Source organism: Myxococcota bacterium, assembly GCA_035498015.1.
GTDB lineage: Bacteria > Myxococcota_A > UBA9160 > SZUA-336 > SZUA-336 > VGRW01.
In genome coordinates, this window is record DATKAO010000093.1 from 1 (window position 1) to 23,050 (window position 23,050).

The window sequence follows — 23,050 nt, forward strand, 5'->3', positions numbered from 1 at the left end:
GGTGATCGCGATCGGCAACCCGTACGGCCTCGAGGGCTCGGTGTCACTGGGCATCGTGTCTGCCAAGGGCCGCGACCTGCGCACCGAGCAGCTGCTCAACGACTTCATCCAGACCGACGCCATGATCGACCACGGCTCGTCGGGCGGCCCGCTGATCAACTTGAAGGGCGAGGTGATCGGCATCAACTCGCGCGGCCAGGGCCGCGGCATCGGCTTCACCATCCCGATCGACACCGCCAAGCGTGTGGCCGGCGACCTGCTCGACCAGGGCCGGATCGCGCGCGGCTACCTGGGAGTCACTCTGCAGCCGCTGCCGCGCGACCTCGCCCGATACTGGGGCGAGCCCGGCGTGCACGGCGTGGTGGTGGGCTCGGTGGCGCACGACTCGCCGGCCGAGCACGCGGGGCTCCAGGTCGGCGACGTGATCACCAAGTTCGACGGCGAGACACTCCACGCCGAGAAGGAAGAGGACCTGGGCCAGTTCCAGCGCCTGGTCGCGCAGCGCAGCGCGGGTCGCGCCGTGAACATCGAAATCGTGCGCGGCGGCGCGAGCAAGACGCTGCACGCCTCGCTCACCACGCAGCCCAAGTTCGTGCCCGACGAGCAGGAGACCCAGCACGGCTTCACCGTGGAGGAAGTCACCGAGTCGAGCTTCCGCGGCCAGCGTCTGCCGCAGCGCGAGGGCGTGCTCGTGTCGTACGTGGAGAGCGGATCCGAGGCCGACGAGGCGGGCATGGAGCGCGGCGACCTGATCGTGGAGCTCGAGAAGTCTCGGGTCGCCACGCTCGACGAGTTCCGCAAGGCGCTGGGCGGTCTGCCCAGCGACAAGCCGTTCCTGGTGCGCGCGCTGCGCGGCGACGACACGCGCTTCCTGCTTCTGTCTCCGCGCGCCGTGACTCGCGGCGACAAGTCGGCCGGCACCAGCCCGAGCGCGCGCTAGGCGCTTGAGAGCTCGGCCGGCGTGCCGGGCATCGCGCGCCAGTGTCTCGGCGTGCGGCCGAAGCGCGCGCGGAAGCGCCCGCCCAGCGCCTGCGCGAAGGCGTCCGCGTGCGCCGCGTCGACCCAGTGCAGGGTGCAGCCGCCGAAGCCCGCGCCGGTCATGCGCGCGCCGGCACAGCCCAGGAGTGCGCGCGAGTCGGCCACCAGCGCGTCGGCCTCGGGGCAGCTCACCTGGTAGTCGTCGCGCAGGCTTTCGTGCGAGGCGAACAGGCATTCGCCCGCCGCTGCGAGGTCGCCGCGCGCGACGGCCTCGGCGAACTCCGCGACGCGCCGGTTCTCGCTCACGACGTGGCGCGCGCGGCGCAGGGCCACCGGGTCGAGCGCGCCGGCCAGCCGGGGCAGCTCGGCGGCTGCCAGCTGCGAGAGCGAGGCCAGCGGCCGGGCCAGCGCCGCCTGAGCGCCCGCCAGCGCGCGCGCGCACTCGGCGCGGCGCTCGGCATACTTGCCGGCGCGCAGGCTGCGCTCCACGCCCGTGTCGAAGATCAGGATCGCGTGTGAGTCGGGAAGCTCCACGGCGCGCGTCTCCAGCGTGGCGCAGTCGAGCCAGAGCGCGCTGTCGCGCCGGCCGCACAGCACCGCGTAGTGGTCCATCAGCCCGCACGGGACGCCCGCGAACTCGCTCTCGGCGCGCTGGCACAGGCGGGCGAGCTCCGGCCGCTCTTCGGGCGCCACGTGGCGTCCTGCCGCAGCCAGGAGCGCCAGGGCGCTGGCCGCGAGCAGCGCCGCCGAGCTCGAGAGACCCGCGCCCTGCGGCAAGTCACTCTCCACGTGCAACTCGAATCCACTCTCCGGCAGCCAGCCGGCAGCCGCGAGCGCACGCGCCATGCCGCGCGGATAGTCGAGCCAGTCACTGGCGGGCGGCGCGTCGAGCTCGGCCGCCGCGTCCGGGCGCTCGCGCGAGCGCCCGGTCACCCGCCGGTCGTCGCGCAGCGCCACGCGCACGCGCGTGTCCAGGTCGATCGGCGCCGGCAGCACCAGGCCCCCGTTGTAGTCCGTGTGCTCGCCGATCCAGTTGACCCGCCCGGGGGCGCGCGCCCGCGTCTCGCCGCTCTTTCTCGCCATTGCCAAATGCCCTAGCGTGCAGCCCCCATGCGCCCGTCCCTGCTCGTTTTCGCGGCCTGCGCTGCGGCCTTCTGGCCCGCACTTGCCGCCCGCGCCGACCGCGAGTCGCGGCGCACGCCGGTGGTCGCCGCGGTCGAGAGCGCCACGCCCGCCACCGTGAATATCACCTCCACCCAGGTTGTCGTAGACCAGGCGAATCCGTTCCTGCGCGGCGACCCCATGTTCGACGAGTTCTTCCGCCGCTTCATGAACCCGCGCGCGAGCACCGCGCAGAGCCTGGGAACGGGCGTGATCATCACCAAGGATGGCTTCGTACTCACCAACGAACACGTGCTCGCAGGCGCTACACAGATCCGCGTCACGCTGTCCGATGGCCGGCAATTCGACGCGGAGCTGGTGGGCGGAGACCCCGCGTCCGACCTCGCAGTGGTGCGCATCAAGACACAGGATCCCCTGCCCACGCCGAAGCTCGGCGACTCCGACGACCTCATGATCGGCGAGAGCGTGATCGCGATCGGCAACCCCTTCGGCCTGAACAGCACCGTCACCACCGGCGTGCTGTCTGCCACCAATCGCTCGATCCGGGGCGACGGCCGCGAGTACCACGGCTTCCTGCAGACCGATGCCAGCATCAACCCCGGTAACTCGGGTGGTCCGCTGCTCAACATGGACGGCGAAGTGATCGGCATCAACACCGCGATCCTCGGCAACGCGCAGGGCATCGGCTTCGCGATCCCGATCAACCGCGCGCGCCGGATCGTGAACGACCTGATCGCCCACGGCGAGGTGCAGGCGACCTGGTTCGGCATCTGGCTGCAGGAGCTGACTCCCGCGCTGCGCGACGCCATGGGCTCGGACCAGGCCACGGGCGTGCTGGTCTCGAACGTCTTCGAGGGAACCCCCGCGGCGTCGGCCGGGATCCAGCGCGGTGACATCGTGACCGACCTCGACCGGTCGCCCGTGCACTCGCGCCGCGAGTTCTACGAGATCTCGCGCAGCATCACGGTCGGCGACCGCGCGCGCGTGTCGCTCGACCGCAGCGGTCACAAGCTCGCGCTCGAGCTCGAGGCCGCGCCCTTCCCCGAGGCCCGCGCCGACGAGCTCGCGCAGGTGCTGCTCGGGCTCGACCTGGCCGAGCGCACGCCCGCGCTGGCCAAGCAGTACAAGCTCCAGTCCGACCATGGCCTGGTGGTGCAGCGCGTCGTGCCGCACAGCGCCGCCGAGGAGCGCGGCCTGCGCCCCGGCGACCTCGTGCTCAAGCTGGGGCAGGATCGCATCGATGACCGGAGCGCCCTGCGCAAGGCGATCCCCAGGATTCTCGGCCAGGACGGGGTCGTGGTCGTGGTTCAGCGCGGCCGTGGAATCGGCAGCGTGATGCTCGAGCTCTGGTGAGCGTCGAATCGGCAGAGCCAAGGAGATAGAAGACATGTCGAAGGCCTCTCGTCATCTCGTTTCGCTGTGCAGCGCACTCTTGCTGCTGGCCGGCATCGCCGCGCCGCTGCAGCGCGCGTCCGCCGAGGTCCCGAAGCCGTTCTGGACCGAAGGCGAGCCCGGAGATGCGTCCGGCCGGCCCGACTCGTTCGCCGACCTGGCCGAGAAAGTGTCTCCCGCGGTCGTGAACATCAAAGTCGAGCGCAAGCAGAGCATGAAGGGCGGCCCCGAGGAGCTGTTCGAGGAGTTCTTCGGCCAGCAGCGCAAGCCCGGCGAGAAGCCGCACACGCCGCACCAGTTCCGCGTGCCCTCGACCGGGTCGGGCTTCGTCGTGTCTTCGGACGGCCTGATCGTGACCAACAATCACGTGGTCGAGAGCGCCGACAAAGTCGTCGCGGTGTTCGAGGACGGCACCGAGCGCGACGCGAAGATCATCGGCCGCGACCCCAAGACCGACCTCGCGCTGATCAAGGTCTCGGCCGACAAGCCGCTCGCCACCGTGCCGCTCGGTGACTCCGAGCACCTGCGCGTGGGCAGCTGGGTCATGGCCATCGGCAACCCGTTCGGCCTCGACCACACGGTGACCGTGGGCATCCTGTCCGCGAAGGGCCGCTCGAACTTCGGCGGCGAGCAGATCGCCGGCCCCTACGACGACTTCCTGCAGACCGACGCCAGCATCAACCCCGGCAACTCCGGCGGTCCGCTCTGCGACATGAAGGGCCGCGTGATCGGCATCAATACCGCGATCGCCGCCAACGGCCAGGGCATCGGCTTCGCCATTCCGATCAACATGGCCAAGCAGCTCCTGCCGCAGCTGCTCGAGCACGGCTCGGTCACCCGCGGCTGGCTCGGCGTGCAGATCCAGCGAGTCACTCCGGCGCTCGCCAAGACCTTCAAGATCTCCGACTCGCACGGCGCCCTGGTCGGCCAGGTCTTCGACGACAGCCCGGCTTCGAAGGCCAAGCTCGAGCGCGGCGACGTGATCACGAAGTTCGACGGCCGCGACATCAAGGACTACGACGACCTGCCGCGCATCGTGGCGAGCACCCCGCCCGGCAGCGCGGTCGACGTGGTGATCCTGCGCGACGGCAAGGAGAAGAAGCTGAAGGCGACGCTCGAGAAGATGAAGGAAGAGGAGGTGCAGCCCGCCTCCGACGAGCAGACCGACAGTGACTGGGGCTTCGAGGTCTCTCCGATGAGCGACGAGATCGCGAGCCAGCTCGGCCTCTCCTCCAACACCAAGGGCGTGGTCGTCGCCTCCGTCGACCCCGAGTCCGCCGCCGCCCGCGCCGGCCTGCGCCGGGGCGACGTCATCCTGGAAGCCAACCGGGTCGAGATCGCCAACCCCAAGCAGCTGAAGGACGCCCTGGGCAAGAACAACGACTCCGCAGTCCTCCTGGTCCAGCGCGGCGATGGAACGCTGTATCTCGCGATCGAGAAAGATTCCTAAGAGCATCTCTGCGCGCCGCGCTCCGGGCTAAAACCCTCGGTCGCTGCTTCGGGAGTACCCTGCAGACGCTCCCTCCGGGTTTTGCCCCGGCCGCGCGCGCGAATGACACCCAGCCGGCACACAAACAAAATAGAGTCCGCGTCGACGACCGATCCGACTCCGACTCATCGTCCGCGCAGGCAGATCGATCCGCCGCGAGCCCGATGCGGCGCGAGCCTGCAAAGTGATCGAACGCGGACCGGGAACGCGCGCCGGCCCAATCGTCGACGCGTTCTCACCTAAAGGGGGAATACGAACCAGCTCGTCCGCGAGCGGGGCCGGGCATCTGCCCCGACGAGTGGGTTTCGCAGGAGTCTTCGACGAGAAGGGACCCGCGAGGAGGGGCTGATGCCTGGCCCCGCGAAGCGCAACCGCGCGTCTGATCTCGATCAGTCTCCGCTGTACTTCGGTGGCCGCTTCTCTAGAAACGCCCGAACGCCTTCGCGGAAGTCACCGCTCTGCGAGGCCAGGATCTGGTTCCGGTCCTCCATGGCGATCGCAGCTTCGAGTGTAGGCGCGTCGATCGACCAGTTGAGACAGTCCTTCGTGAGTCGCACGCCGACCGGGGAGTTGCGCAGGATGTCGGCCGCCATCGCCCGGCCGGCCTTCTCGAGCTCCGCGTCCGGCACCACGCGCGACACCAGGCCCGTCGCCAGCGCGCGCGGCGCTTCGATGAAGCCGCCCGTCAGCAGCAGCTCCGCCGCCACCGACGAGCCCACGATGCGCGGCAGGAAGTACGAAGCGCCGATGTCGCAGGCGCCCAGGCCGATGCGGATGAAGGCCGCGTTCATGCGCGCCGACTCACCCGCGATGCGGATGTCACTGGCCAGGGCGAGCGCGAAGCCGCCGCCCGAGGCCGGACCGTGCACCAGCGCGATGAACGGCTGCGCGACCCGGCGCATCTTGATCACGAGCTCCGCGATCCGGTGCTGCCCACGCAGGCTGGCCGAGACACTCGGGCGGAGGGTCGAGCTCGAGCCCGACTGCGCCTTCAGGTCCAGCCCGGCGCAGAAGCCGCGGCCGGCGCCGCGCAGGATCACCACGCGCGCCTCGGTGTCGTCGTGCAGCCGGTCGAGGAACTGGTGCAGCTCCTCGACGAGCTGCGGGCTCATCGCGTTCAGCACCTCGGGCCGGTTCAAGGTGCAGAGCACGAGGCCGCCCGCCTCGCGACTCACCAGCAGCGTCCGATACTCGTCGCCCATGATTCCCTCCTACGCGCGGTCGAACAACACCCCGGGGTTGAGCAGCCAGTGCGGGTCGAGCTCGCGCTTGGCGCCGCGCAGCGCGCGCGCGAACAGCTCCGGGCGCTCGCGGTCGTAGCCGTCGCGGTGGTCGCGGCCGACCGCGTGGTGGTGGGTGATGGTCGCGCCCTCCTCGCCGAGCACGCGGCTGGCGGTGGCCTTCACCTCGGCCCACTGCTCGAGCTCCGAGCCGCGCGTGGCCGGCGCGAGCAGCGAGAAATAGGGCGCCGGGCCGTCGGGATACACGTGCGTGAAGCGGCAGGTGATCGTGCCGGCGCCGTACACGCGGCGCAGCGCGCCGCCGACCTCGTCGATCACGCGCGCGTGCAGGCGCTCGAAGCGGTCCCAGGTGACTGCCGTCTCGAAGGTCTCGGCCAGAATGCCGATCGAGACCAGCGCGTCGCGCAGGTACGGCGCGCCGATGAACGAGCTGCGCCACGCGCCCGCGCTGCCCTCGCGAGTCACTGCGGAGTCGCTGCGCGTGCGCACGGCGTCCTCGGGCACCACGCCGCCGTGGTCGCGGCACAGCTCGGCCGCACGCCGCATCCAGGGCTCGAGGTCGTGGTCGTGCGACTCGAAGCCCAGCACCAGGATCGACTCCTTGCCCGAGCCGCCCGCCGAAGTCAGTGCCTCGCCCGGATCGAGCAGCCGGCAGTTCGCGGGCTCGAGCCCCGACTGCGAGAGCGCGCGCACCGCCGCCACGCCCGCCGCGAAGCTCTCGAAGCGCACGGCCGCGTTCGCGCGCCGCGTCGGCCGGTCCTGCAGGCGCATCCAGGCCTCGGTGATCACGCCCAGCGTCCCCTCCGAGCCGATGAACAGCCGGTCGGGCGCGGGGCCGGCGCCGGAGCCCGGCAGGCGGCGCGTCTCGAGCACGCCCTCGGGAGTCACCACGCGCACGGACTCGACGAAGTCGTCGATGTGCGTGTAGCGCGTGGCGAAGTGACCGCCGCTGCGCGTCGCGATCCAGCCGCCCAGCGAGCTGAACTCGAACGACTGCGGGAAGTGGCGCAAGGTGAGTCCGTGGGGCCGCAGCTGGTCCTCGAGCGCGGGGCCGAGCACGCCGGCCTCGATGCGCGCCGCGCGCGATGCGCGGTCGATCTCGCGCACCGCGGCCATGCGCGAGAGATCGAGAGTCACCACGCCGCGGTAGTCACCGTCGACCGCGGTCTCCACGCCGCCCACCACGCTGGAGCCGCCGCCGAAGGGAATCAGCGCCGCGCCGACCCGGCCGCAGTGCTCGAGCACCGCGATCACGTCGGCCTCGTTTCTCGGGAACGCCACCCAGTCGGGCGGGTGTGCGAAGTCGCGCCGCTGCGCGCGCACCGCATCGCGGTAGCTCCGGCCGTAGGTGTGACGCGCGCGCTCGTGCGGGTCCGCGCTCGCGATCGGAGCCAGCGCCGCGGGCGCGTGGGTGCGCGGCGCGGGCAGCGCGATCTCCTCGATGCGCGGCAACGGCGCGGGCGCGAGCGGACGCGCGAAGCGCTCGCCCAGCGACTTCGCCAGACGCTCGCGGGCGGCGTCGTCCGGCCCCGCGCCCTCGTACCCCCAGCCCCAGAAGCTCAGCCGCTTCACCGGCGCATTATGGCCGACTCGCTAGTCTCTTCGCCGATGGGGAGACCGGGGCCGATCGAGCGCTTCTTGCGCGGCGTCGGCGCGATCGTGCTCTTGCCGCTCGCGCTCATGATGTGGAGCGCAGGCGCGTTCTTCCACGCACTCTTCGGTGCGAGCCCGCGCCAGGCGCACCGCTACTACGTGGGCTTCGCGCGCACCTGCGTGACCGTGGCCGGCACGCGCATCGAGGTGCGCGGGCGCGAGCACATCCGCCCCGGTCAGGCCTACGTGGTGGTCTCGAATCACGAGAGCAACTGGGACCCGCCGGTCATCCTGTCCTCGCTGCCCGAGCTCGTGATCCGCTTCGTCTTGAAGCAGCAGCTCTTGTCGGTGCCGGTGTTCGGACCGGCGCTCCGGCGCACCGGAAACATCGCGGTCGAGCGCGCACGCTCCGGCAACGACGTGCGCCGGGTGCAGGCCGGCATGTCGGAGCGCCCGGCCGAGGTCTCGATCCTGTTCTTCGCCGAAGGCAACCGCGCGCGCGACGGCTCCTACCGCGAGTTCAAAATGGGCGCGTTCGCGACCGCGCTCGACTTCAAGCTGCCGATCCTGCCCATCGCGGTCGCGGGCACCTTCCCGATCTGGCCGCCGGGTCGGGTGTGGCTCGCGCCGGCACCGGTGGTGCTCGAGATCGGCGCGCCGATCCCGGTCGAGGGGCTGAGCGCCGGCGATCGCACGCGGCTGCGCGACGAGGCGCAGCGCGTGATCGGCGGCCTGCGGGCCTCGGCGCGCGCCCGGCTGCGCGCGCAGGGGGTCGACCCGGGCGGCGTCGACTGAGCGTGTAGAATGCGCGCGATGGAGCCCACGTCGCTGCGCCTGCCGGGGACTCACGGACTCACTCTGCACGCACTGGAGTGGAGCCGCGAGGGAACGCTGTTGTTGTTCCTGCACGGCTTCTCGAACGACGCGCACGTGTGGGACTGGTGCGCGCCGGTGTTCGCGCCCCACTACCGCGTGCTGGCTCTGGACCACCGCGGCCACGGCGACTCCGACCGCGACTCCGAGGGCCGCTACGACCACGAGACCATGGCGCGCGACGTCGCGTCCGCGCTCGAGTCATTGGGCGCGGCGCGCGCGGTGCTGGTCGGTCACTCGCTGGGCGGGCGGGTCGCGATGCGCTTCGCGGGCCTGTTCCCCGAGAAGCTGGCGGGCCTGGTCATCGTGGACTCCGCGCCCGAGCTCGACGCGCGTGGCACCACGCGCATCCGGCTCGACGTGCAGCAGCAGGAGCCGTCGTTCGCGACGCCGAGAGACTACGAGCGCATCCTGGCGCGCCAGTACCCGGCGACGCGCGCGGACATCCTGGCGAAGCTCGCCACTCACTGGACGCGCGCGCGGCCCGACGGCCGGCTCGAGCTCAAGCTCGACCCGGCGTTCATGCGCGCCCGGCGCGGCCAGAACGAAGAGGAGCTCGCGCGCTGGTCGGCCGACGAGGCCAAGCTGCTGTGGAGCGCGCTCGAGAAGCTGCCCTGCCCCGCGCTCGTGGTGCGCGGCGCCGCGTCGGACGTGCTCTCGGCGGACGTGGCCGACAAGATGGCCGACGAGGTGCTGAAGCAGGGCCGCCTGGCAGTGATTCCCAAGGCCGGCCACTCCGTCATGCTCGACAACCCGGAGGCCTTCGAGAAGGCCCTGTCGGGCTTCGTGCTGGGAGATTAGGGCCTCTCAAGAGCCTTCCGCCGGACTCCGATGCATCCCCGTCGGAGGTCTGCGCCATGAAGGACGGGAAGACGCGCCAGGTCCCGGTCTCGCGCTCGGAGCGACGGGACGGGTATCTCGCGACGCACGCGGTGTCGCTGGTGTTCGCTTCGGGTCCGCTTGCCGGCAGCGAGGTGACGCTGACCAAGCCGCGCGTCACGATCGGCCGAGGCAAGGACTCCGAGGTGGTGATCGACGACGCCTCGATCTCGCACCAGCACGCAGCGCTCGAGCTCGGCTCGAACGGCTACCGCGTGCGCGACCTGGGCAGCACGAACGGCGTGGTCGTGAACGGCGCGCGCATGGCGCTGGCCGAGCTGAAGCACGGCGACCGCATCGCGCTGGGCCAGATCGAGCTGCGCTACGTGGTCGAGACGCGCGCGGCGTCGCCCAAGACTCACTCGCTCGACTGACTCGCAGCCGCGCTCCATGTCCGGCACGGGCCCGCGCACCATCGGCAACTTCGCCATCGAGCGCGAGCTCGGCTCAGGCGGCATGGGCGTGGTGCTGCTGGGCCGGCACCAGTCGCTCGACCGGCCGGCGGTGCTGAAGAGACTCCGCCCGGACCTCTCCTCGAGCGAGGAGTTGGTCGAGCGCTTCGCGCGCGAGGCGCGCGCTGCGGCCTCGATCCACCACCAGAACGTGGTCGCGGTGTACGACTGGATCGCCTGGCGTGGCGAGCACTACATCGCGCAGGAATACGTCGACGGCGTGGACCTGCGCGAGGCGCTCACGGGAGCCCAGCGCTTCCCGTGGCGCATCGCGGCGCTGGTGACGCTCGAGCTGGCGCGCGGGCTCGAGGCGATCCACGCGCGCGGGATGGTGCACCGCGACCTCAAGCCGGCGAACGTGCTCTTGGGCCGCAACGGCGACGTGAAGATCGCCGACTTCGGGATCGCGATCGACGCGACCAGCGACGGACTCACCCGTCCCGGCACCACGATCGGCTCGCCGCCCTACATCGCCCCGGAGCAGCTCTTGGGCGAGCGCGTCGACGCGCGCGGCGACCTGTTCGGCCTGGGCGTGGTGCTGTACGAGCTCTTGTGCGGCGCGCCGCCCTACCGCGAGCCCGCGCAGGGCGAGACCGACAGCCTGCTGACGCGCATCCAGCGCGAGCGCTACGAGCCGCCGCGCCGCGTGAGTCGGGACGTTCCGCGCTGGCTCGCACGGCTGGTCAAGTCACTCGTGCGCGCGCGGCCCCGTTCGCGGCCGGCGTCGGCCCAGCGCGTGCGCCGGCTGCTCGAGGCGCGCCTGCGCGCCTTCCCGGCCGAGGCGCGGCTCGAGGTGGCGAGCTGGCTGTGGGAAGAAGGCGTGTTCAAGCCGCGCGAAGGCGACACCGTGGTGCTCTCGGCCGAGACTCCTCTTCGCCGCCGGCGCTGGGGCCGTGCGGCTGCTGCGGCGGCCGTGCTGGCGTGCGCGGGCGGACTCGGCCTGGTCGCGCGCCTGCCCGGCCACCCGCTGCAGGACCTGGCCGCGCGCGCGCGCATGCTCTCCGCGCACCCGACGGACACCGCCCGCGTGGACTTCGCCACCGATCAGCGGCTCCGGGTCGCGATCGACGGCGCGGAGCCGCTCGCGGTCGAGCCCGGCGAAGCGCGCGAGCTGGCGCCGGGCCGACACCACCTGGTGTTCGAGTGGCCGAGCGGCTCGAGCGCCCACGTCGATCTGGAGCTCGCCGCGGGCGAGCACCGCTCCGTGCGCCCCGAACGCCCGGCGGACTGAAGTCACTTCTCCTCGAGGTGCAGGAGCAGGATCCGCCGGATCTCCTCGATCGTGTCGGGTTGGCCCTGCGCCGAGTGACTCGAGTGCACGATCTTCTCCGACTCGACGCCGTCGATGTGCGCGCTCGCATACTTCACCACGCCGTCGCTGGCGTCCTCGAGCGGCCCCTCGAGGTCCTCGCGCGCGATGATCGAGTGCGCGTGCACGCCCGGGGCGATCGGCAGCGAAGCCAGCGTCTCGATGAACGGGCTGCCGGGCCGCATGTTGTCGATGCTGGTGGGCATGGCCTCCATGGACTGCAAGGCGATCTTGCCGGGGTTGAGTGACGCCACGTCGGTGAGCCGCTTGGTGAGGTCGCTGGGCAGGTCGATGAAGGACTCGACGATGCCGGCCAGGCTGAAGGCGGCGAGATAGCTGCCGCGCTGCGGCGTGCACACGAACACCACCCGGCGCACGAACGGCTCGGGCGTGAAGATGGTGGAGCTGATCAGCGCCTGGCGGGTGGCGTCGTCGGCGACGAGCTGGTCGGGCGGGACCTTGGCGAGCTGGTTCCAGAAGCGCAGCCCGCTGTCGACCACGGTGAGCTTCGCGAGCAGGCCACCCTGGCTGTGGCCGACGATCACCATGCGGTGGAGCGCGGCGTCCTTGCCCTCGGGATCGAACTCGTGCACCGCGCGCTCGAGCGTCTGGCGCATGACTCCGGCCGAGTAACCGATCGGGTTGCCGGTATTGTAGATGTAGAGCCAGATCTGGTAGTGATTCAGGATCCGGTCGTCGATCTCGAGCTCGTTGATCAGGTCGGCCCAGCGGCCCGGGCTCGAGGCGGTGCCGTGCACGAGCACGATCGGGATGTGCCCCGGCCGGTAGGGATCGACCAGCACCAGCCCGTCGCGGTTGCTCTTGTCGTGCCAGGGATTCACCGCCGCCGAGAAGAAGCCCGCGTACTCGAAGTCCCACCAGCGCGACTCACCGAGCGTGTAGGCCAGCGCCGAGCTGGTCTCGAACTCGAGCGGCCACTCGCGGTGCGCCACGTCGACCTTCAGCCGGTCGTCGACCGAGTACATCTCGAGCTTGCCGCGCAGCTTCCCGCTGATCAAGCCCGCGCGCGGGGTCTCGATGCGCAGGAAGCCGGTCACCGGCACCTTCAAGTTCGACGGGATGCGCCGGTGGCCCGCGACGACGCGGTCGGTGTCCGCCTTCCACAAGCCCGCGATCAGCGGCGCGCCGATGCCGGCCCGCCGGTAGCGGTTGCGCAGGCCCTCGACCTGCAGGTCGGCCGCAGGCACGAAGTGCTCCAGGTGGTAGCCGCCCCAGGACACGGGCGCGGAGTCCGCATCGAGCTCGAGTGACCCGAACGGCAGCGCCTGCTTGCCGGCTTCGATCACCCACTCGCCGTGGTCGCCGGTGGCGAGGCCCTCGGCCAGGCCGTGGTTGTACAGGTCACAAGCCACGCGCAGCCGCGGGTCACTCGGGTCGAGGGGCAGGTCACCGTCGAGCTCGGAGAACAGGAGCGCGTAGGCGTAGACGGCGGCGGCGAGATAGTAGCTGCGGTCCTTCGAGCGCTCGGCGTAGGCGTAGGACAGCTCCGAGAGCGCGAACAGCCGGTAGCGGTCACCCGTGCGCTCGAGCCCCCGGTGCAGCAGGCGCAGCGCCTTCACCGGGTCGTCCTGGAACTCCGCGTACAGGCCCAGGCGCTGCAGGAACTGGACGGACAGCTCGCTCGGGCGGTCCGAGTTCAGGATGTCGGAGGTGACCTCGCGCTGCACCACTTCGGGGTCGGCGCGGTTCACGCGCACCGGCACCCCGCTGCACGCGGCGAACAGCAGCACGGCGGCCAGCGGAACCCGCCCGGCGCGAGTCACGAGTCGAAGCGAGTCAGCCAATCCCCGACCACCCGCTGCAGGAGCGCGTGGTTGACCGCGTAGACCCGCTCGCGGCCGCGGGTCTCGACGGTGACCAGCTCGGCCGCCTCGAGCTGCCGGAGGTGGCGGCTCGTGGTCGGCCACGTGCAGTCGAAGCGCCTGGCGATCTCACCCGCGGTCATCGTGCCGCCGTGCAGGTGCAGAGACAAGAGCACCTGGCGGCGGGAGGGGTGCGCGAGACAAGCGAACACGCGCTCGAGCTCCGCGAGCTCGCGCGCCGCGTCACGCTTTGCCAAGCACTTCCAGCACTTGCACGTGCGGGAACTCCATGTTCGGCCGGCCGTCGCGCGCTTCGGTCAGCTTGTCCATGCGTTCCCAGACCTCCATCACGTCGGGGTGCTTGGGCGCCAGGTCCGAAGAATCGGACGCCTTCCACTCGAAGATCTCCACGAACAGCGGCCGGCCGTCCTGCTCGGCGCCGCGGTAGTGAGTCGGGCGGCGGTCGGTCACCAGGCCGAGCTCGTGGAGCACGGGCCAGTGCCGCTCGAGCAATCGGGTGAAGGCCTGCTCGTTGCCCCGGGCCACGCGGTAGATGCAGATCACGGTCTCCGCCACGGCGCGTTCTCCTATGATTAGCCAATTTGCTAATCATCCCGCCGCGCCGCGGCGGGCGTCAAGTCAGATCCGCTCGAGCTGCTCGCGTGTGCGCGCTTCGCGCACGTTGCCGGTGTTCAAGGTCGACGCGGGCTCCAGCAAGAGCACCGCGGCCTCGCCGCGCGCCACCGGCTTGTGCTCGACCCCCCGCGGCACCACGCACAGCTCACCCTCGCGCAGCTCGATCACCCGGTCGCGGAAGTGGAGCGCGAGCACCCCGCGCAGCACGAGAAACAGCTCGTCCTCGTGCTCGTGGTGGTGCCAGACGAACTCGCCCTCGAGCTTCACGAGCTTCACGTGCTGGCCGTTCAGCTCGGCGACCACGCGCGGGTTCCAATGGTCCGAGAACAGCGCGAGCTTCTCGGAGAGATTGATCTTGTTCATGGTGTCTCCGGGCAGTGACCGGGCGTCTGCTGGCCGACGTGGCGCTCGAGCACCCCGCCCTTCGCGATCAGCTGCGCGCGCAGCTGGCGGATCTCGAGATCGTCGGTGTCGAGCAAGGTCCAGTCACCCAGCGCGCCGAACGCCGCCAGCGGCGAGAGCACGAGCGGCGCGAGCCCCCACCACAGCCCGGTGTCGTAGGTCAGCTCGATGCGCTCGTCGGGCGCGGCCGCGGGGTGGAACGGGATCGAGATACGCTCGTCCATCTTGATCGAGAGCGTGAGCAGGCTGAACCAGAACGGCTCGCTCTGCACGTCGTCGACGCGGGGCAGCGCGACGACCTCGACGTCGATCGGACAGCGCATGCGCCGCGCGAAGTCGACTTCGTGGAACAGGTCGATGCGCCGCAGCGTGTAGACCAGCGTCTGCGCCGCGCGGAACTCGGTGAAGGCGTCGGCCTTGGTCAGCACCGGCTCGACGGCGCCCACCTTCCACAGGGCGACGCGGTCCCCGTGCATGGGCACCGGATCGGCCGTGGGCGGCGCGGCCGGCAGGCGATTCAGCGTGCAGCCGGCCAGCAGCGCCGCAGCCAGCACGATGCCGGGCAGCGCGGCTATCTCCGAACCTCGATGCCCCGCCACGCGTCGAGCTCCTCCTGGCGGGGCGCCTGCTCTGCGCGGCAGGGCACGTCGAGGATCATGGTGTCTCGCCGCTCCGCGCCGTACGGACGCCAGGCGGGAATCGCAGCGTGATTCGGATCTCCGTTGCGCGCGAACGCGAGCCAGGTCTCACTCACCAGATCGGCGAGCTGCCGCCGGTCGGCGCGCGCGCCGGTGATCGGCGTGCTCTCGGCGTTGTCGAACACGAACGGGATCTCGAGCGCGTGCGACGACTTGAACAGCCCGCCCATGAAGTCGGACTGCCAGGTGAAGAGATACATGTAGGCCGGCGCGCCGCCGGCCGCGGCCTTCCGCTCCGCGATGCGGATCGACATGATGCGGGTAGGCTCGGTCGCGATGGCGATGTAGAGGTCCCAGGGCGTGGCCTCGGGCCGCGTGCGCCGGTAGGTGCCGAGCACGCGCTCGAGCTTGTCGCCCAGCATGGGCTCGAGGCGTTTGTGCAGCTCCTGCTCGGTGAGCCGGCGCCGCTTCGGATCGGCGGCGACGAACATGGCCGCCTCGTCGAGGTTGGTGCCGATCATGAGCGGCACGTCGCGGCCCGCCGGCGCGGCCTCGGGCTGGAACGGGTGCGCGGGAAAGTGACTCCCGTCGACCACCGGCGAGAGCTGGAACATGGCCGGCGAGCCGAGCAGGAACGGCCCGGTGCCGCGCGCAGAGGGCGGCATGCGGCCGATCGCGTCGAGCAGGCGCTGCGGCTCGAGCTGCTGCAGCTTGCGCGCGTCGCCCGCCGGAATCTCGAGCGCCGCGAGCAGGCGCTCGCTGAACGCCTGCGCGGCCGCGCGCTCCACGCCGCGCAGCCCCGGCCCGCTCTGCACGACCGCGCGCTGGAACAGTCCCTTCGCTGCCGGCAGCGCGAGCATGGTGCTGACCTTTGCGCCCCCGCCCGACTCACCGAACAGAGTGACGTTGCCGGCGTCGCCGCCGAAAGCCGCGGCGTTGTCGCGCACCCATTGCAGCGCCAGCACCACGTCGAGCAGCCCGGCGACGCCCGAGCCGGAGAATTCCTCGCCGAGCAGGTCGGCCAGGTGCAGATACCCGAAGGCGTTCAGGCGGTGGTTCACGGTGATGACCACCGCGTCGCCGCGGCGCGCGAGGTTGGCGCCGTCGTACATGGACTCCGAGCCCGCGCCGGCGCTGAAGCCGCGCCCGTGCAGCCACACCAGGACCGGACGGCGGCGGCCGTCGGCGATCGCCGGCGTCCACACGTTGAGCACGAGACAGTCCTCGCTCTGCGGCAGATAGCGCACCACGCCGACGACCTTCTCGTCGGACTGCGCGCGGTCGACCAGTGACCCGAGCTGCGGGCAGATCGGCCCGAAGTCCGTGGCGTCGCGCACGCCCGCCCAGGGCGCGCGCGCCTGCGGCGGCTTGAAGCGGCGCTCGCCGCCGGTCGGCTCCCCGTAGGGCACGCCCGCGAAGCGGTGGATGCCGCGCTCCGTGGTGCCCCGAAGCCTGCCCGCGCTGGTGTCGACGACCGGCTCGCCCATGACTGCACACCTCCGTGCAGTCCAGGATATCAGGGCCAGCCCCACCGGGCGTGCGCTCCGGTGCTTGCGGCGACGCTCAGGACGGCCTTCGCTCCGGCCCTAAGTCGGGTCGCCGGCGCGCGCCTTCCAAGTGAGTTCCCAGACGCACGAGAGGGCGCCGATCACGCGGCACTTGGTGTGCTTCACCTCGACGTCGTCGAACCCCAGCATGCTCATGCGTTCGGCCTGGTAGCCGGTGAACGTGTCGCAGATCTCGCGCGTGGGCAGCGCGAAGTTCAGGACCTCGACCACCGCGCGGCCCGCCTCGCGCTCCAGCACCCGCATGTCGCCGCTGTCGTACATGGAGGAGAGCAGCGTGAACGCGGCCTTGCGGTCCGCGGTCTTGCTGAAGCGGTGGTAGGTGCCCTCCATGTGCGAGCGCGCCGCGTCGCGGCCCATCTTCTCGCACGGATTCACGCGCCCGCCGCCGGCCACCTTCATCATGGTGCGCAGCAGCTCCGCGTAGTCCTCGAGCGGATACCACGACGCGAGCACGATGCGCTGCGTGAGATAGCTCGCGAGCTTGGGCGGAAGGTACGCCTCGACCCGGTCGCGCTCGGGCATGGCCAGGAGCGACTTCACCGCCTCGACGACGACCGTTCCCTTCGCGTTCGGCATCCCGGGCGATTCGGCCAGCCGTGAGTGGCCCTTGAGAGGGCCGCGAACGCGGCGGCCGGCAGCCAGACCCAGAGCGCCTCGCTCGCGATCACGGCCGCGCCGCGCGCGCCGAAGAACGCGTGCACGCCCAGCGGCGACACCGCGATCGGGCGGAACGGGAAGAACAAGCGCGCGGCGCTGAAGGGTGCGAACAGCGCAACGCCGAGTCCACCGTCGGTGGCCATGTCGAGCAGCCCGTGCGACGCGCTGGCGAGGAACAGATACAGCCACGCGCGGCGCGGCGAGAAGCCCGGCCCGGCGCGCGACAGCGGCAAGAGCGCCGCCGCGAGCAGCGCCGCAAAGCACAACGAGTGACTCAGGCCCCGGTGACCCAGCAGGTCACCGTAGTCGACCCCCAGCCGGAAGCCGATCACGTCGAGGTCCGGCGCGGCCGCGGCCAGCGCCCCCAGCAGCCACAGCCGGCGGGGCGCGCCCGGCCGCCAGAAGGCGGGCGCCAGAGCCAGACCCACGGCCGCATGAGTGATCGCCGACGGCATGCTTCGCGGCTGGCTATGATGGCACGCATGGAAGCCGAGCCGGACCTCCGGGTGCGAGACGACCTCGCGGACTTCGAGCGCCGCGACGTGACTCTCGAGGGACAGACCAAGCTGGTGTTCATCGCGGGCAGCGGCCCGGCGGTGATCGTGATGTCGGAGATGCCGGGCATCTACGCCGGAGTGGCGCGCTTCGCGCGCCGCGTGCGCGACGCGGGCTTCACGGTCTGGATGCCGCAGCTCTTCGGCAAGCCGGGTCACCCTCCGACCCTGGGCTATGCGCTGGGCAGCATGATCCGCGGCTGCATCAGCCGCGAGTTCCGCGCCTTCGCGGCCAACGAGTCGAGCCCGGTCACCGCCTGGCTGCGCGCGCTCGCCGCGCACGCGCACCCGCTGTGCGGCGGCCAGGGCGTGGGCGCGATCGGCATGTGCTTCACCGGAAACTTCGCGCTCTCGATGATGCTCGAGCCCGCGGTGCGCGCGCCCGTGCTGTCCCAGCCCTCGCTGCCGATGTTCAAGTCGGGCGGGATGCACATCGCCCCCGACGAGCTGGCGCGCGTGAAGGAGAGACTCGAGCGCGACGACCTGACCGTGCGCGCCTACCGCTTCGAGGGTGACCCGTTCTGCAAGGCGCAGCGCTTCGCGGCATACGAAGCCGCCCTGGGCGCGCGCTTCGAAGGCCGGGTGCTGCCCGACTCGGCGGCGCGCAAGGGCACGGGCATGCCGCCGCACAGCGTGGTGACCATGCACCTCGTCGACCGCGAGGGCGAGCCGACGCGCCAGGCGCTCGACGAGATCCTGGGGTTCTTCGCAGAGCGCCTGCGCTAGCGGGTCACAGCACTCTTCCGATGAACTCCGCGGTGCGGGCCGGAAGTCGGCCCGCGACGGCGCCGAACAGCGCGCGGAGCTCCGCGCGCTGCTGCGGCTTGGGCTGCGCGAAGCTGCGGTTGAAGCGGGCGGTCCATTCTCGCAGCGGGGCAGTCACCCGAGGCTGGAGCTCGGGCTCGAGGTCGCGCAGCTCCTGCAGCAGGAGCTCGACCGCGTCCCACTTGGAGAGCACGAGCGCGAGCGAGACCGAGTCGGCGCGCGCGGGACCGTCGAGCTCGAGGGCGCGCGTGCGCAGCGCGGCGGCGTCGAGATGGTCGCGCTGCTCGCGCAGCACGCGGCGCGCGACTTCGCGCAGCCCGCGCGAAGGGTCGCCCAAGGCCGCCAATCCATGAGTCACCGCCACCTCCGGCGCCAAGCGCGCGAGCGCGGAGAGCGCGGCGGCGCGCACCCGCGCTGCGGGGTGGCTTGCGAGCGCGCTCAGGCTCGGCGAATCACTCGGCGTGCCGTACAGCTTCACGCCGTCGATCGCCGCTGCGAGTCGGCGCGGCTGGCTCTCCGCCAGGTGGGCCCGGTAGAACGCCGCCAGGTCGGTGCGCACGTGTGCGCGCGCCACGACGCGCACGGGGATCCCGGGATCGAGCAGCGCCGCGCTGAGTCGCGCCTCGCCGGCCAGGCCCGCCTCCGCCAGGACGCGCAGCGCTTCCGCGCGCACGCGCGGGAATGGCGCATGGTCGGCCCGCTCTTCGAACAGCGATCGGATCTCGGGACCGTGCACGCCGCGCTCGAGGGCGCGCAACGCGAAACACTGCAGGGAGGGGTCGGGCTCGGCGAGCGCGGCGCGGAGCGCAGGCGCGTCGAGCGGCAGCTCGCCCGCGAGCAACCACTCGAAGCCGCGCCGGCGCTCGGGCGGGTCGAAGCTCCCGCACAGCTCCACGAAGTCGCGTCCGCCGTCGGAGCGCAAGAGCTCGCCCGCCGCGGCGATCACGGCGCGATGGTCGCGCCGGCTGCGCTCGGCGAGCGGGAACAGAAACGGCAGCGCACGGCACGCCTCGCGCCGTCCCGCTGGAGTCAGGAGCGCGAGCAGCCCGCTGCGCGCGCGCTCGGCCACCGCCTCCACCCAATCGTTCGCTCGGAGAGCGAGATAGCGCAGCGCGCGCGGCTCGCCGAGGGCGACCAGCTCGCGCACCGCGGCCTCTCGCACGTAGCCGCTCCGGTGCAGCGTGAGGAGCCCGAGCACTCCGGGGGTCTCGCGATGAGTCTCGGCGAGCCCGACGAGTGACTCCGGAACGATCTCCGGAAGCGACATCCGCAGCTCCGAGGCGATGAACAGGAGCTCGCGCGGAGTCCGTGCAGCCATCAGCGAGTCGATGACCCGCGCCGCCTCGTCCGCGATCGCTCCGCGCTCCGACAACAGCAAGAGCATGTTGCAGACGGAGACCCAAGGGGCCGTGCGGGCCAGCTCCTGCAGCGCCGCGATCCGCTGCCGCTCGCGCCGGCCTCGGAACAGCCGGTCGAGCCACGAGGGCGACCGGTACACGCCGTCCAGGAGCTTCGGGAGTCGCTCGTAGCGGTGGAGCTCACTCACCGCCCTGAAGATAGGGTCAGGTCAAGCGCAGCGCGATCAGCCGGAAGGCGAACAGTGCCCACATGGCGAACACCAGCACCGTACCCGCGGCATAGCTGTAGAAGCGGTGGAGGACCTGGTTGTAGGTGCAGTGGATGTAGCTGTGGAGCGCGCGCAGGGCCACGAACACCCAGGCGCCGACCACGAAGAACGGAGTGACCATGTCCGCGGCGGTGAGACACGCGCACAGCACGTAGAACAGCACCGGGACTTCGAACAGGTTCTTGAAGTTGTCGGCTGACTCGACCTTCTTCAGCACCCCCGGGTTGAGCGCCGAGCTCCGCAGCGACTGCGGGTCGATCCTGAGCTCGCGCATCTCGCCCACGCGGTCCACGTACAGCTTGACCCAGACCAAGAGAGTCACGAACACCAGCGCCGCACAGGGCAGCAGGATGTCGACCTTGCCCACCACGTCTCAGCTCCCGAGCGCCACCGCGACGAACTGATGGCAGCGCGCGTTCGCGGCGCGGGCGAGGCTGGTCGGGAACAGGTTGAAGCCGTGCACGCCGCCCGGGTAGATCGCGAGCTCGGCGCGCGCCCCGGCGGCCGCCCAGCGCGACGACATGAAGAGACTGTCGTCGAGCAGCGGGTCGAGCGTGCCCACCGTGAACAGGGCCGGCGGCATGCCGCGCAGGTTCGCGCGCAGGGGCGACGCATCGCGGGTTCCGCGCAGACTCTTGTCCGGGATGAAGTGATTCGAGAACCACTCGACGATCGGCGTCGAGAGCACGAGGTTGCGCTCGCCCCAGTTGCGCACGCTGGGCGTGAAGGTCAGGTCGTAGATGCCGTACACCAGGTTCGCGGCGCGGAACGGCGTAGCGCCATGGCGGTCGCGCAGGCGCAGGAGGGTCATGGCCGAGAGGTGCGCGCCGGCGGACTCACCGCCGATCACCAGCCGCTCACTGCCCAGCTCGCGCGCGCCGCCCTCGATCAGCCACAGCGCCGCTGCCTCGCAGTCGTCGGGACCCGCGGGATAGGGATGCTCGGGCGCCAGCCGGTAGCCCACGCTCACCACCACCGCACCGGCGGCATTCGCGAGCGCGTCGAGCATGACGTCCTGTCCGTCGTGCGTGCCGAGCACGTGACCGCCGCCGTGGATGTGGAAGTAGACGCCGCGCAGCGCCCCCTTGGGCCGGATCACGCGCAGCGGCAGATCGCCCGCCGGCCCGCGAATCACCCGCTCGTGCGCGTGGTCGAGCTTCACGATCGGCCCGAACGTGCCCTGCCCGGCCGCGCGCGCCGCGCGGATCGCCCGGGGCGTCTGGGTATGGATCGCGGGCACCTGCGCCAGGAGCTTCTCGAGTGTCTCGTTCGCGGCACGGGTCTCGGCGTCGATCGCCTCGGGCGCGAACAGCTTGGGGTCGAGCGTCATCTGCAGTCCTCCCGCGGCCAGTCTACTCCAAGGTGAAATGTAGAATCGTGTCACGCCGCTGGGTCGGATTCGCCTTTCGGATGGCGCGTGATAAGCTGCGAGTTGCGTGCGCCGTCCCGTGCTCTCGACGCTGATGCTGGTCTTGTCGTACTGCATCCAGGTCCCGGCTCGCGCCGCATCGGTGACCAGCACCTGGCTCGGCGGCACCGGCGCTTGGACCGACGCGAACTGGAGCAACGGCGTCCCACAGAACGACGCGACTCACTCGTTCGCGGCGCGAGTCGACGGCGGAAACGCGAGCGACTCGGTGGTCACGCTCGACGCGCCCACCGAGATCGACTCTCTCGAAATCGGCGCTGGAGACTCGCTCGTCGTGACCGCCAGCGGGCAGCTCACCGTAGTGGGGAACTCGGTCGAAGACGCGGGCGAGATCCTGATCCAGGGCCCGAGCCCCTACCCGGGCGGTATCGCGTCGAATGCCGGCACGCTGACCTTCTCGGGCGGCGGCACGGTGCGCTTGGACCAGGGCAGCATCGGCTCGCTGGGCGCACCCGGCGTGCCGGGAATCGTGAATCTCCACAACCTGTTGCAGGGCTCCGGCCAGATCCTCACCGACGCGTTCGAGAACGAGGGTACGGTGGAGGCGAACGTCACTGGCCAGAGCCTGACCCTCGCCAACGGGTCGGTGCGCAACGGCGGCGTGCTGCGTGCAGCCGACGGCGCGCTGCTCACCACCTTCGGCGGGGCGGTGATCGACAACACCGGCGGCGCAATCGAAGCCACACGGGGGGGATCGGTCACCTTCAACGACACGGTGATCGTGACCGGCGGCAGCTTCTCGGCGACGCAGACCCAGATGCGCACGGCGGGCAGCTTCGAAGGCGTGCGCTTCAGCGCCGACCCCAACAGCCTGATCACTTTCAGCGGTCCGGGGTCGACGTTCCTCTCGGACTCGTCGCTCGGCGGCCGCTTCGCCGGCGCCATCTCGGTTGCGGGAACCGTCGTGAATCAGGGCACGTTCGCCGGCGAGGTCGATGCCGATCAGCCTGCGACGCTCGAGAACCACGGACACGTCGACTTGACTTACTCCGCCGGAGCCGCCGCACTCACGCTGACCGGCGGTGGTACCGTGACACTCTCGCCGACCGTCATCTCGACCGAGGTCGACCCTCCGTTCCGGAACGCCGACAACTACGTCGGGGGGTCGGGCCTGATCGTGAGGCTGGAGCAGAACGGCGGCACGATCGAGGCTACGAACGGCACGCTCACCGTGCAGTCCACCTCCGGCGTGCAGCACAGCGGTCTGTTTGCGGCGACCGGGGGCGGAACGCTGGATGTGCTGGCCAGCGTGACCGGGCCCGGCGCGTGGCGCGCCGACGGCGGGACGATCCACCTGAGCGGCGACGTCACGACCACGGGCGACGTCGAGGTGCTGCACGGTGGAGCGCTGGTCGTCGACACGAGTCTTTCGGCGCACGACCTGGTGATCGACGCCGCGAGCTCGATCGACGTCGAAGGCATGCTGCGGGTCGCCGGCAACGTGGACTTCGACGGGCCGGGCGCGGGGCGCTTCCGCTTCGGCCCCGGAGCCTCGGTGTTCGCGAGTCACGGCGGCGGTGCCGCGCTGGGCGACTGGAGTGACTGGCAGTCGTTCGAAGTGGCGGGCGGCGATCTCGGCGCGGGTCCGGCGGGATTCTCGGCGGCGAACGCCTATTTGCCCGA

At 71.2% G+C, this 23,050-nt stretch carries 22 protein-coding genes; 8 read left to right on the forward strand and 14 right to left on the reverse strand.

The window, feature by feature from the left end:
• A partial coding sequence (locus VMR86_07790) for a PDZ domain-containing protein (protein HTO06948.1) occupies positions 1-940 on the forward strand: 940 nt, incomplete at its 5' end.
• Here the strand turns inward: VMR86_07790 and galK are convergent.
• The gene (gene galK / locus VMR86_07795) at positions 937-2,061 is read right to left on the reverse strand and encodes a galactokinase (protein HTO06949.1); all 1,125 of its coding nucleotides are present in this window, start codon (positions 2,059-2,061) and stop codon (positions 937-939) included. The two genes, VMR86_07790 and galK, sit on opposite strands and share 4 nt — an antisense overlap.
• A gap of 27 nt (positions 2,062-2,088) precedes the next feature.
• On the opposite strand from galK, the gene VMR86_07800 reads away from it, so the two are divergent.
• Both VMR86_07800 and VMR86_07805 read left to right on the forward strand, forming a co-directional pair.
• The gene (locus VMR86_07800) at positions 2,089-3,453 is read left to right on the forward strand and encodes a trypsin-like peptidase domain-containing protein (protein HTO06950.1); all 1,365 of its coding nucleotides are present in this window, start codon (positions 2,089-2,091) and stop codon (positions 3,451-3,453) included.
• Between the two features lie 34 nt (positions 3,454-3,487).
• A complete protein-coding gene (locus VMR86_07805; protein HTO06951.1) occupies positions 3,488-4,942 on the forward strand; it encodes a DegQ family serine endoprotease in 1,455 nt (484 codons plus the stop codon).
• Positions 4,943-5,370: 428 nt separating this feature from the next.
• On the opposite strand, the gene VMR86_07810 is transcribed toward VMR86_07805, so the two are convergent.
• Positions 5,371-6,183, reverse strand: coding sequence for an enoyl-CoA hydratase-related protein (locus VMR86_07810; GenBank protein HTO06952.1), 813 nt, complete (start codon positions 6,181-6,183; stop codon positions 5,371-5,373).
• Between the two features lie 9 nt (positions 6,184-6,192).
• On the reverse strand, positions 6,193-7,794 hold the full coding sequence (locus VMR86_07815) for an FAD-binding oxidoreductase (GenBank protein HTO06953.1): 1,602 nt from the start codon (positions 7,792-7,794) through the stop codon (positions 6,193-6,195).
• 36 nt (positions 7,795-7,830) lie between these two features.
• On the opposite strand from VMR86_07815, the gene VMR86_07820 reads away from it, so the two are divergent.
• From VMR86_07820 to VMR86_07835, 4 genes are read left to right on the forward strand one after another with little or no spacing between them, the layout of a single operon-like run.
• Positions 7,831-8,610 carry a lysophospholipid acyltransferase family protein gene (locus VMR86_07820; GenBank protein HTO06954.1) on the forward strand — a complete coding sequence of 260 codons (780 nt, stop codon included), beginning with the start codon at positions 7,831-7,833 and terminating at the stop codon, positions 8,608-8,610.
• Positions 8,611-8,628: 18 nt separating this feature from the next.
• Positions 8,629-9,489 (forward strand): alpha/beta hydrolase, encoded by an 861-nt coding sequence (locus VMR86_07825; GenBank protein HTO06955.1) that lies wholly within the window; start codon positions 8,629-8,631, stop codon positions 9,487-9,489.
• A gap of 56 nt (positions 9,490-9,545) precedes the next feature.
• The gene (locus VMR86_07830; GenBank protein ID HTO06956.1) at positions 9,546-9,941 is read left to right on the forward strand and encodes an FHA domain-containing protein; all 396 of its coding nucleotides are present in this window, start codon (positions 9,546-9,548) and stop codon (positions 9,939-9,941) included.
• 16 nt (positions 9,942-9,957) lie between these two features.
• Entirely contained in the window at positions 9,958-11,250 is a 1,293-nt protein-coding gene (locus tag VMR86_07835; GenBank protein ID HTO06957.1) for a serine/threonine-protein kinase, read from the forward strand.
• A 2-nt stretch (positions 11,251-11,252) separates the two neighbouring features.
• On the opposite strand, the gene VMR86_07840 is transcribed toward VMR86_07835, so the two are convergent.
• From VMR86_07840 to VMR86_07875, 8 genes are all read right to left on the reverse strand, one after another.
• On the reverse strand, positions 11,253-13,133 hold the full coding sequence (locus VMR86_07840; GenBank protein HTO06958.1) for a hypothetical protein: 1,881 nt from the start codon (positions 13,131-13,133) through the stop codon (positions 11,253-11,255).
• Positions 13,109-13,408 carry a metalloregulator ArsR/SmtB family transcription factor gene (locus VMR86_07845; protein ID HTO06959.1) on the reverse strand — a complete coding sequence of 100 codons (300 nt, stop codon included), beginning with the start codon at positions 13,406-13,408 and terminating at the stop codon, positions 13,109-13,111. The genes VMR86_07840 and VMR86_07845 overlap by 25 nt, the downstream gene beginning before the upstream one ends.
• On the reverse strand, positions 13,395-13,727 hold the full coding sequence (locus VMR86_07850) for a hypothetical protein (GenBank protein HTO06960.1): 333 nt from the start codon (positions 13,725-13,727) through the stop codon (positions 13,395-13,397). Before VMR86_07850 ends, VMR86_07845 begins: the two co-directional genes overlap by 14 nt.
• 63 nt (positions 13,728-13,790) lie before the next feature.
• Complete coding sequence (locus VMR86_07855; protein ID HTO06961.1) at positions 13,791-14,150, reverse strand: cupin domain-containing protein; 360 nt, start codon at positions 14,148-14,150, stop codon at positions 13,791-13,793.
• Positions 14,147-14,788 (reverse strand): hypothetical protein, encoded by a 642-nt coding sequence (locus VMR86_07860; GenBank protein ID HTO06962.1) that lies wholly within the window; start codon positions 14,786-14,788, stop codon positions 14,147-14,149. Before VMR86_07860 ends, VMR86_07855 begins: the two co-directional genes overlap by 4 nt.
• Positions 14,761-16,314, reverse strand: coding sequence for a carboxylesterase/lipase family protein (locus VMR86_07865; protein HTO06963.1), 1,554 nt, complete (start codon positions 16,312-16,314; stop codon positions 14,761-14,763). Before VMR86_07865 ends, VMR86_07860 begins: the two co-directional genes overlap by 28 nt.
• Before the next feature lie 99 nt (positions 16,315-16,413).
• Positions 16,414-16,971 (reverse strand): hypothetical protein, encoded by a 558-nt coding sequence (locus VMR86_07870; GenBank protein HTO06964.1) that lies wholly within the window; start codon positions 16,969-16,971, stop codon positions 16,414-16,416.
• Positions 16,932-17,507, reverse strand: a complete 576-nt coding sequence (locus VMR86_07875; protein ID HTO06965.1) for a metal-dependent hydrolase — start codon at positions 17,505-17,507, stop codon at positions 16,932-16,934. Before VMR86_07875 ends, VMR86_07870 begins: the two co-directional genes overlap by 40 nt.
• A gap of 27 nt (positions 17,508-17,534) precedes the next feature.
• On the opposite strand from VMR86_07875, the gene VMR86_07880 reads away from it, so the two are divergent.
• A complete protein-coding gene (locus VMR86_07880) occupies positions 17,535-18,332 on the forward strand; it encodes a dienelactone hydrolase family protein (GenBank protein HTO06966.1) in 798 nt (265 codons plus the stop codon).
• A 4-nt stretch (positions 18,333-18,336) separates the two neighbouring features.
• On the opposite strand, the gene VMR86_07885 is transcribed toward VMR86_07880, so the two are convergent.
• The 3 genes from VMR86_07885 to VMR86_07895 are packed head-to-tail and all read right to left on the reverse strand — an operon-like array spanning position 18,337 to position 21,328.
• Positions 18,337-19,917 carry a hypothetical protein gene (locus tag VMR86_07885; GenBank protein ID HTO06967.1) on the reverse strand — a complete coding sequence of 527 codons (1,581 nt, stop codon included), beginning with the start codon at positions 19,915-19,917 and terminating at the stop codon, positions 18,337-18,339.
• 16 nt (positions 19,918-19,933) lie between these two features.
• Complete coding sequence (locus VMR86_07890; GenBank protein ID HTO06968.1) at positions 19,934-20,368, reverse strand: MAPEG family protein; 435 nt, start codon at positions 20,366-20,368, stop codon at positions 19,934-19,936.
• Between the two features lie 3 nt (positions 20,369-20,371).
• Complete coding sequence (locus tag VMR86_07895; GenBank protein HTO06969.1) at positions 20,372-21,328, reverse strand: alpha/beta hydrolase; 957 nt, start codon at positions 21,326-21,328, stop codon at positions 20,372-20,374.
• Positions 21,329-23,050 lie beyond the last annotated feature (1,722 nt).

What these genes read in the sequence shown, in the direction of transcription:
- galK (HTO06949.1), bottom strand. Translation starts at nt 2,061, where the DNA reads ATGGCGAGAAAGAGCGGCGAGACGCGGGCGCGCGCCCCCGGGCGGGTC.
- VMR86_07800 (HTO06950.1), top strand. Translation starts at nt 2,089, where the DNA reads ATGCGCCCGTCCCTGCTCGTTTTCGCGGCCTGCGCTGCGGCCTTCTGG.
- VMR86_07805 (HTO06951.1), top strand. Translation starts at nt 3,488, where the DNA reads ATGTCGAAGGCCTCTCGTCATCTCGTTTCGCTGTGCAGCGCACTCTTG.
- VMR86_07810 (HTO06952.1), bottom strand. Translation starts at nt 6,183, where the DNA reads ATGGGCGACGAGTATCGGACGCTGCTGGTGAGTCGCGAGGCGGGCGGC.
- VMR86_07820 (HTO06954.1), top strand. Translation starts at nt 7,831, where the DNA reads ATGGGGAGACCGGGGCCGATCGAGCGCTTCTTGCGCGGCGTCGGCGCG.
- VMR86_07825 (HTO06955.1), top strand. Translation starts at nt 8,629, where the DNA reads ATGGAGCCCACGTCGCTGCGCCTGCCGGGGACTCACGGACTCACTCTG.
- VMR86_07830 (HTO06956.1), top strand. Translation starts at nt 9,546, where the DNA reads ATGAAGGACGGGAAGACGCGCCAGGTCCCGGTCTCGCGCTCGGAGCGA.
- VMR86_07835 (HTO06957.1), top strand. Translation starts at nt 9,958, where the DNA reads ATGTCCGGCACGGGCCCGCGCACCATCGGCAACTTCGCCATCGAGCGC.
- VMR86_07855 (HTO06961.1), bottom strand. Translation starts at nt 14,150, where the DNA reads ATGAACAAGATCAATCTCTCCGAGAAGCTCGCGCTGTTCTCGGACCAT.
- VMR86_07865 (HTO06963.1), bottom strand. Translation starts at nt 16,314, where the DNA reads ATGGGCGAGCCGGTCGTCGACACCAGCGCGGGCAGGCTTCGGGGCACC.
- VMR86_07870 (HTO06964.1), bottom strand. Translation starts at nt 16,971, where the DNA reads ATGCCGAACGCGAAGGGAACGGTCGTCGTCGAGGCGGTGAAGTCGCTC.
- VMR86_07875 (HTO06965.1), bottom strand. Translation starts at nt 17,507, where the DNA reads ATGCCGTCGGCGATCACTCATGCGGCCGTGGGTCTGGCTCTGGCGCCC.
- VMR86_07880 (HTO06966.1), top strand. Translation starts at nt 17,535, where the DNA reads ATGGAAGCCGAGCCGGACCTCCGGGTGCGAGACGACCTCGCGGACTTC.
- VMR86_07895 (HTO06969.1), bottom strand. Translation starts at nt 21,328, where the DNA reads ATGACGCTCGACCCCAAGCTGTTCGCGCCCGAGGCGATCGACGCCGAG.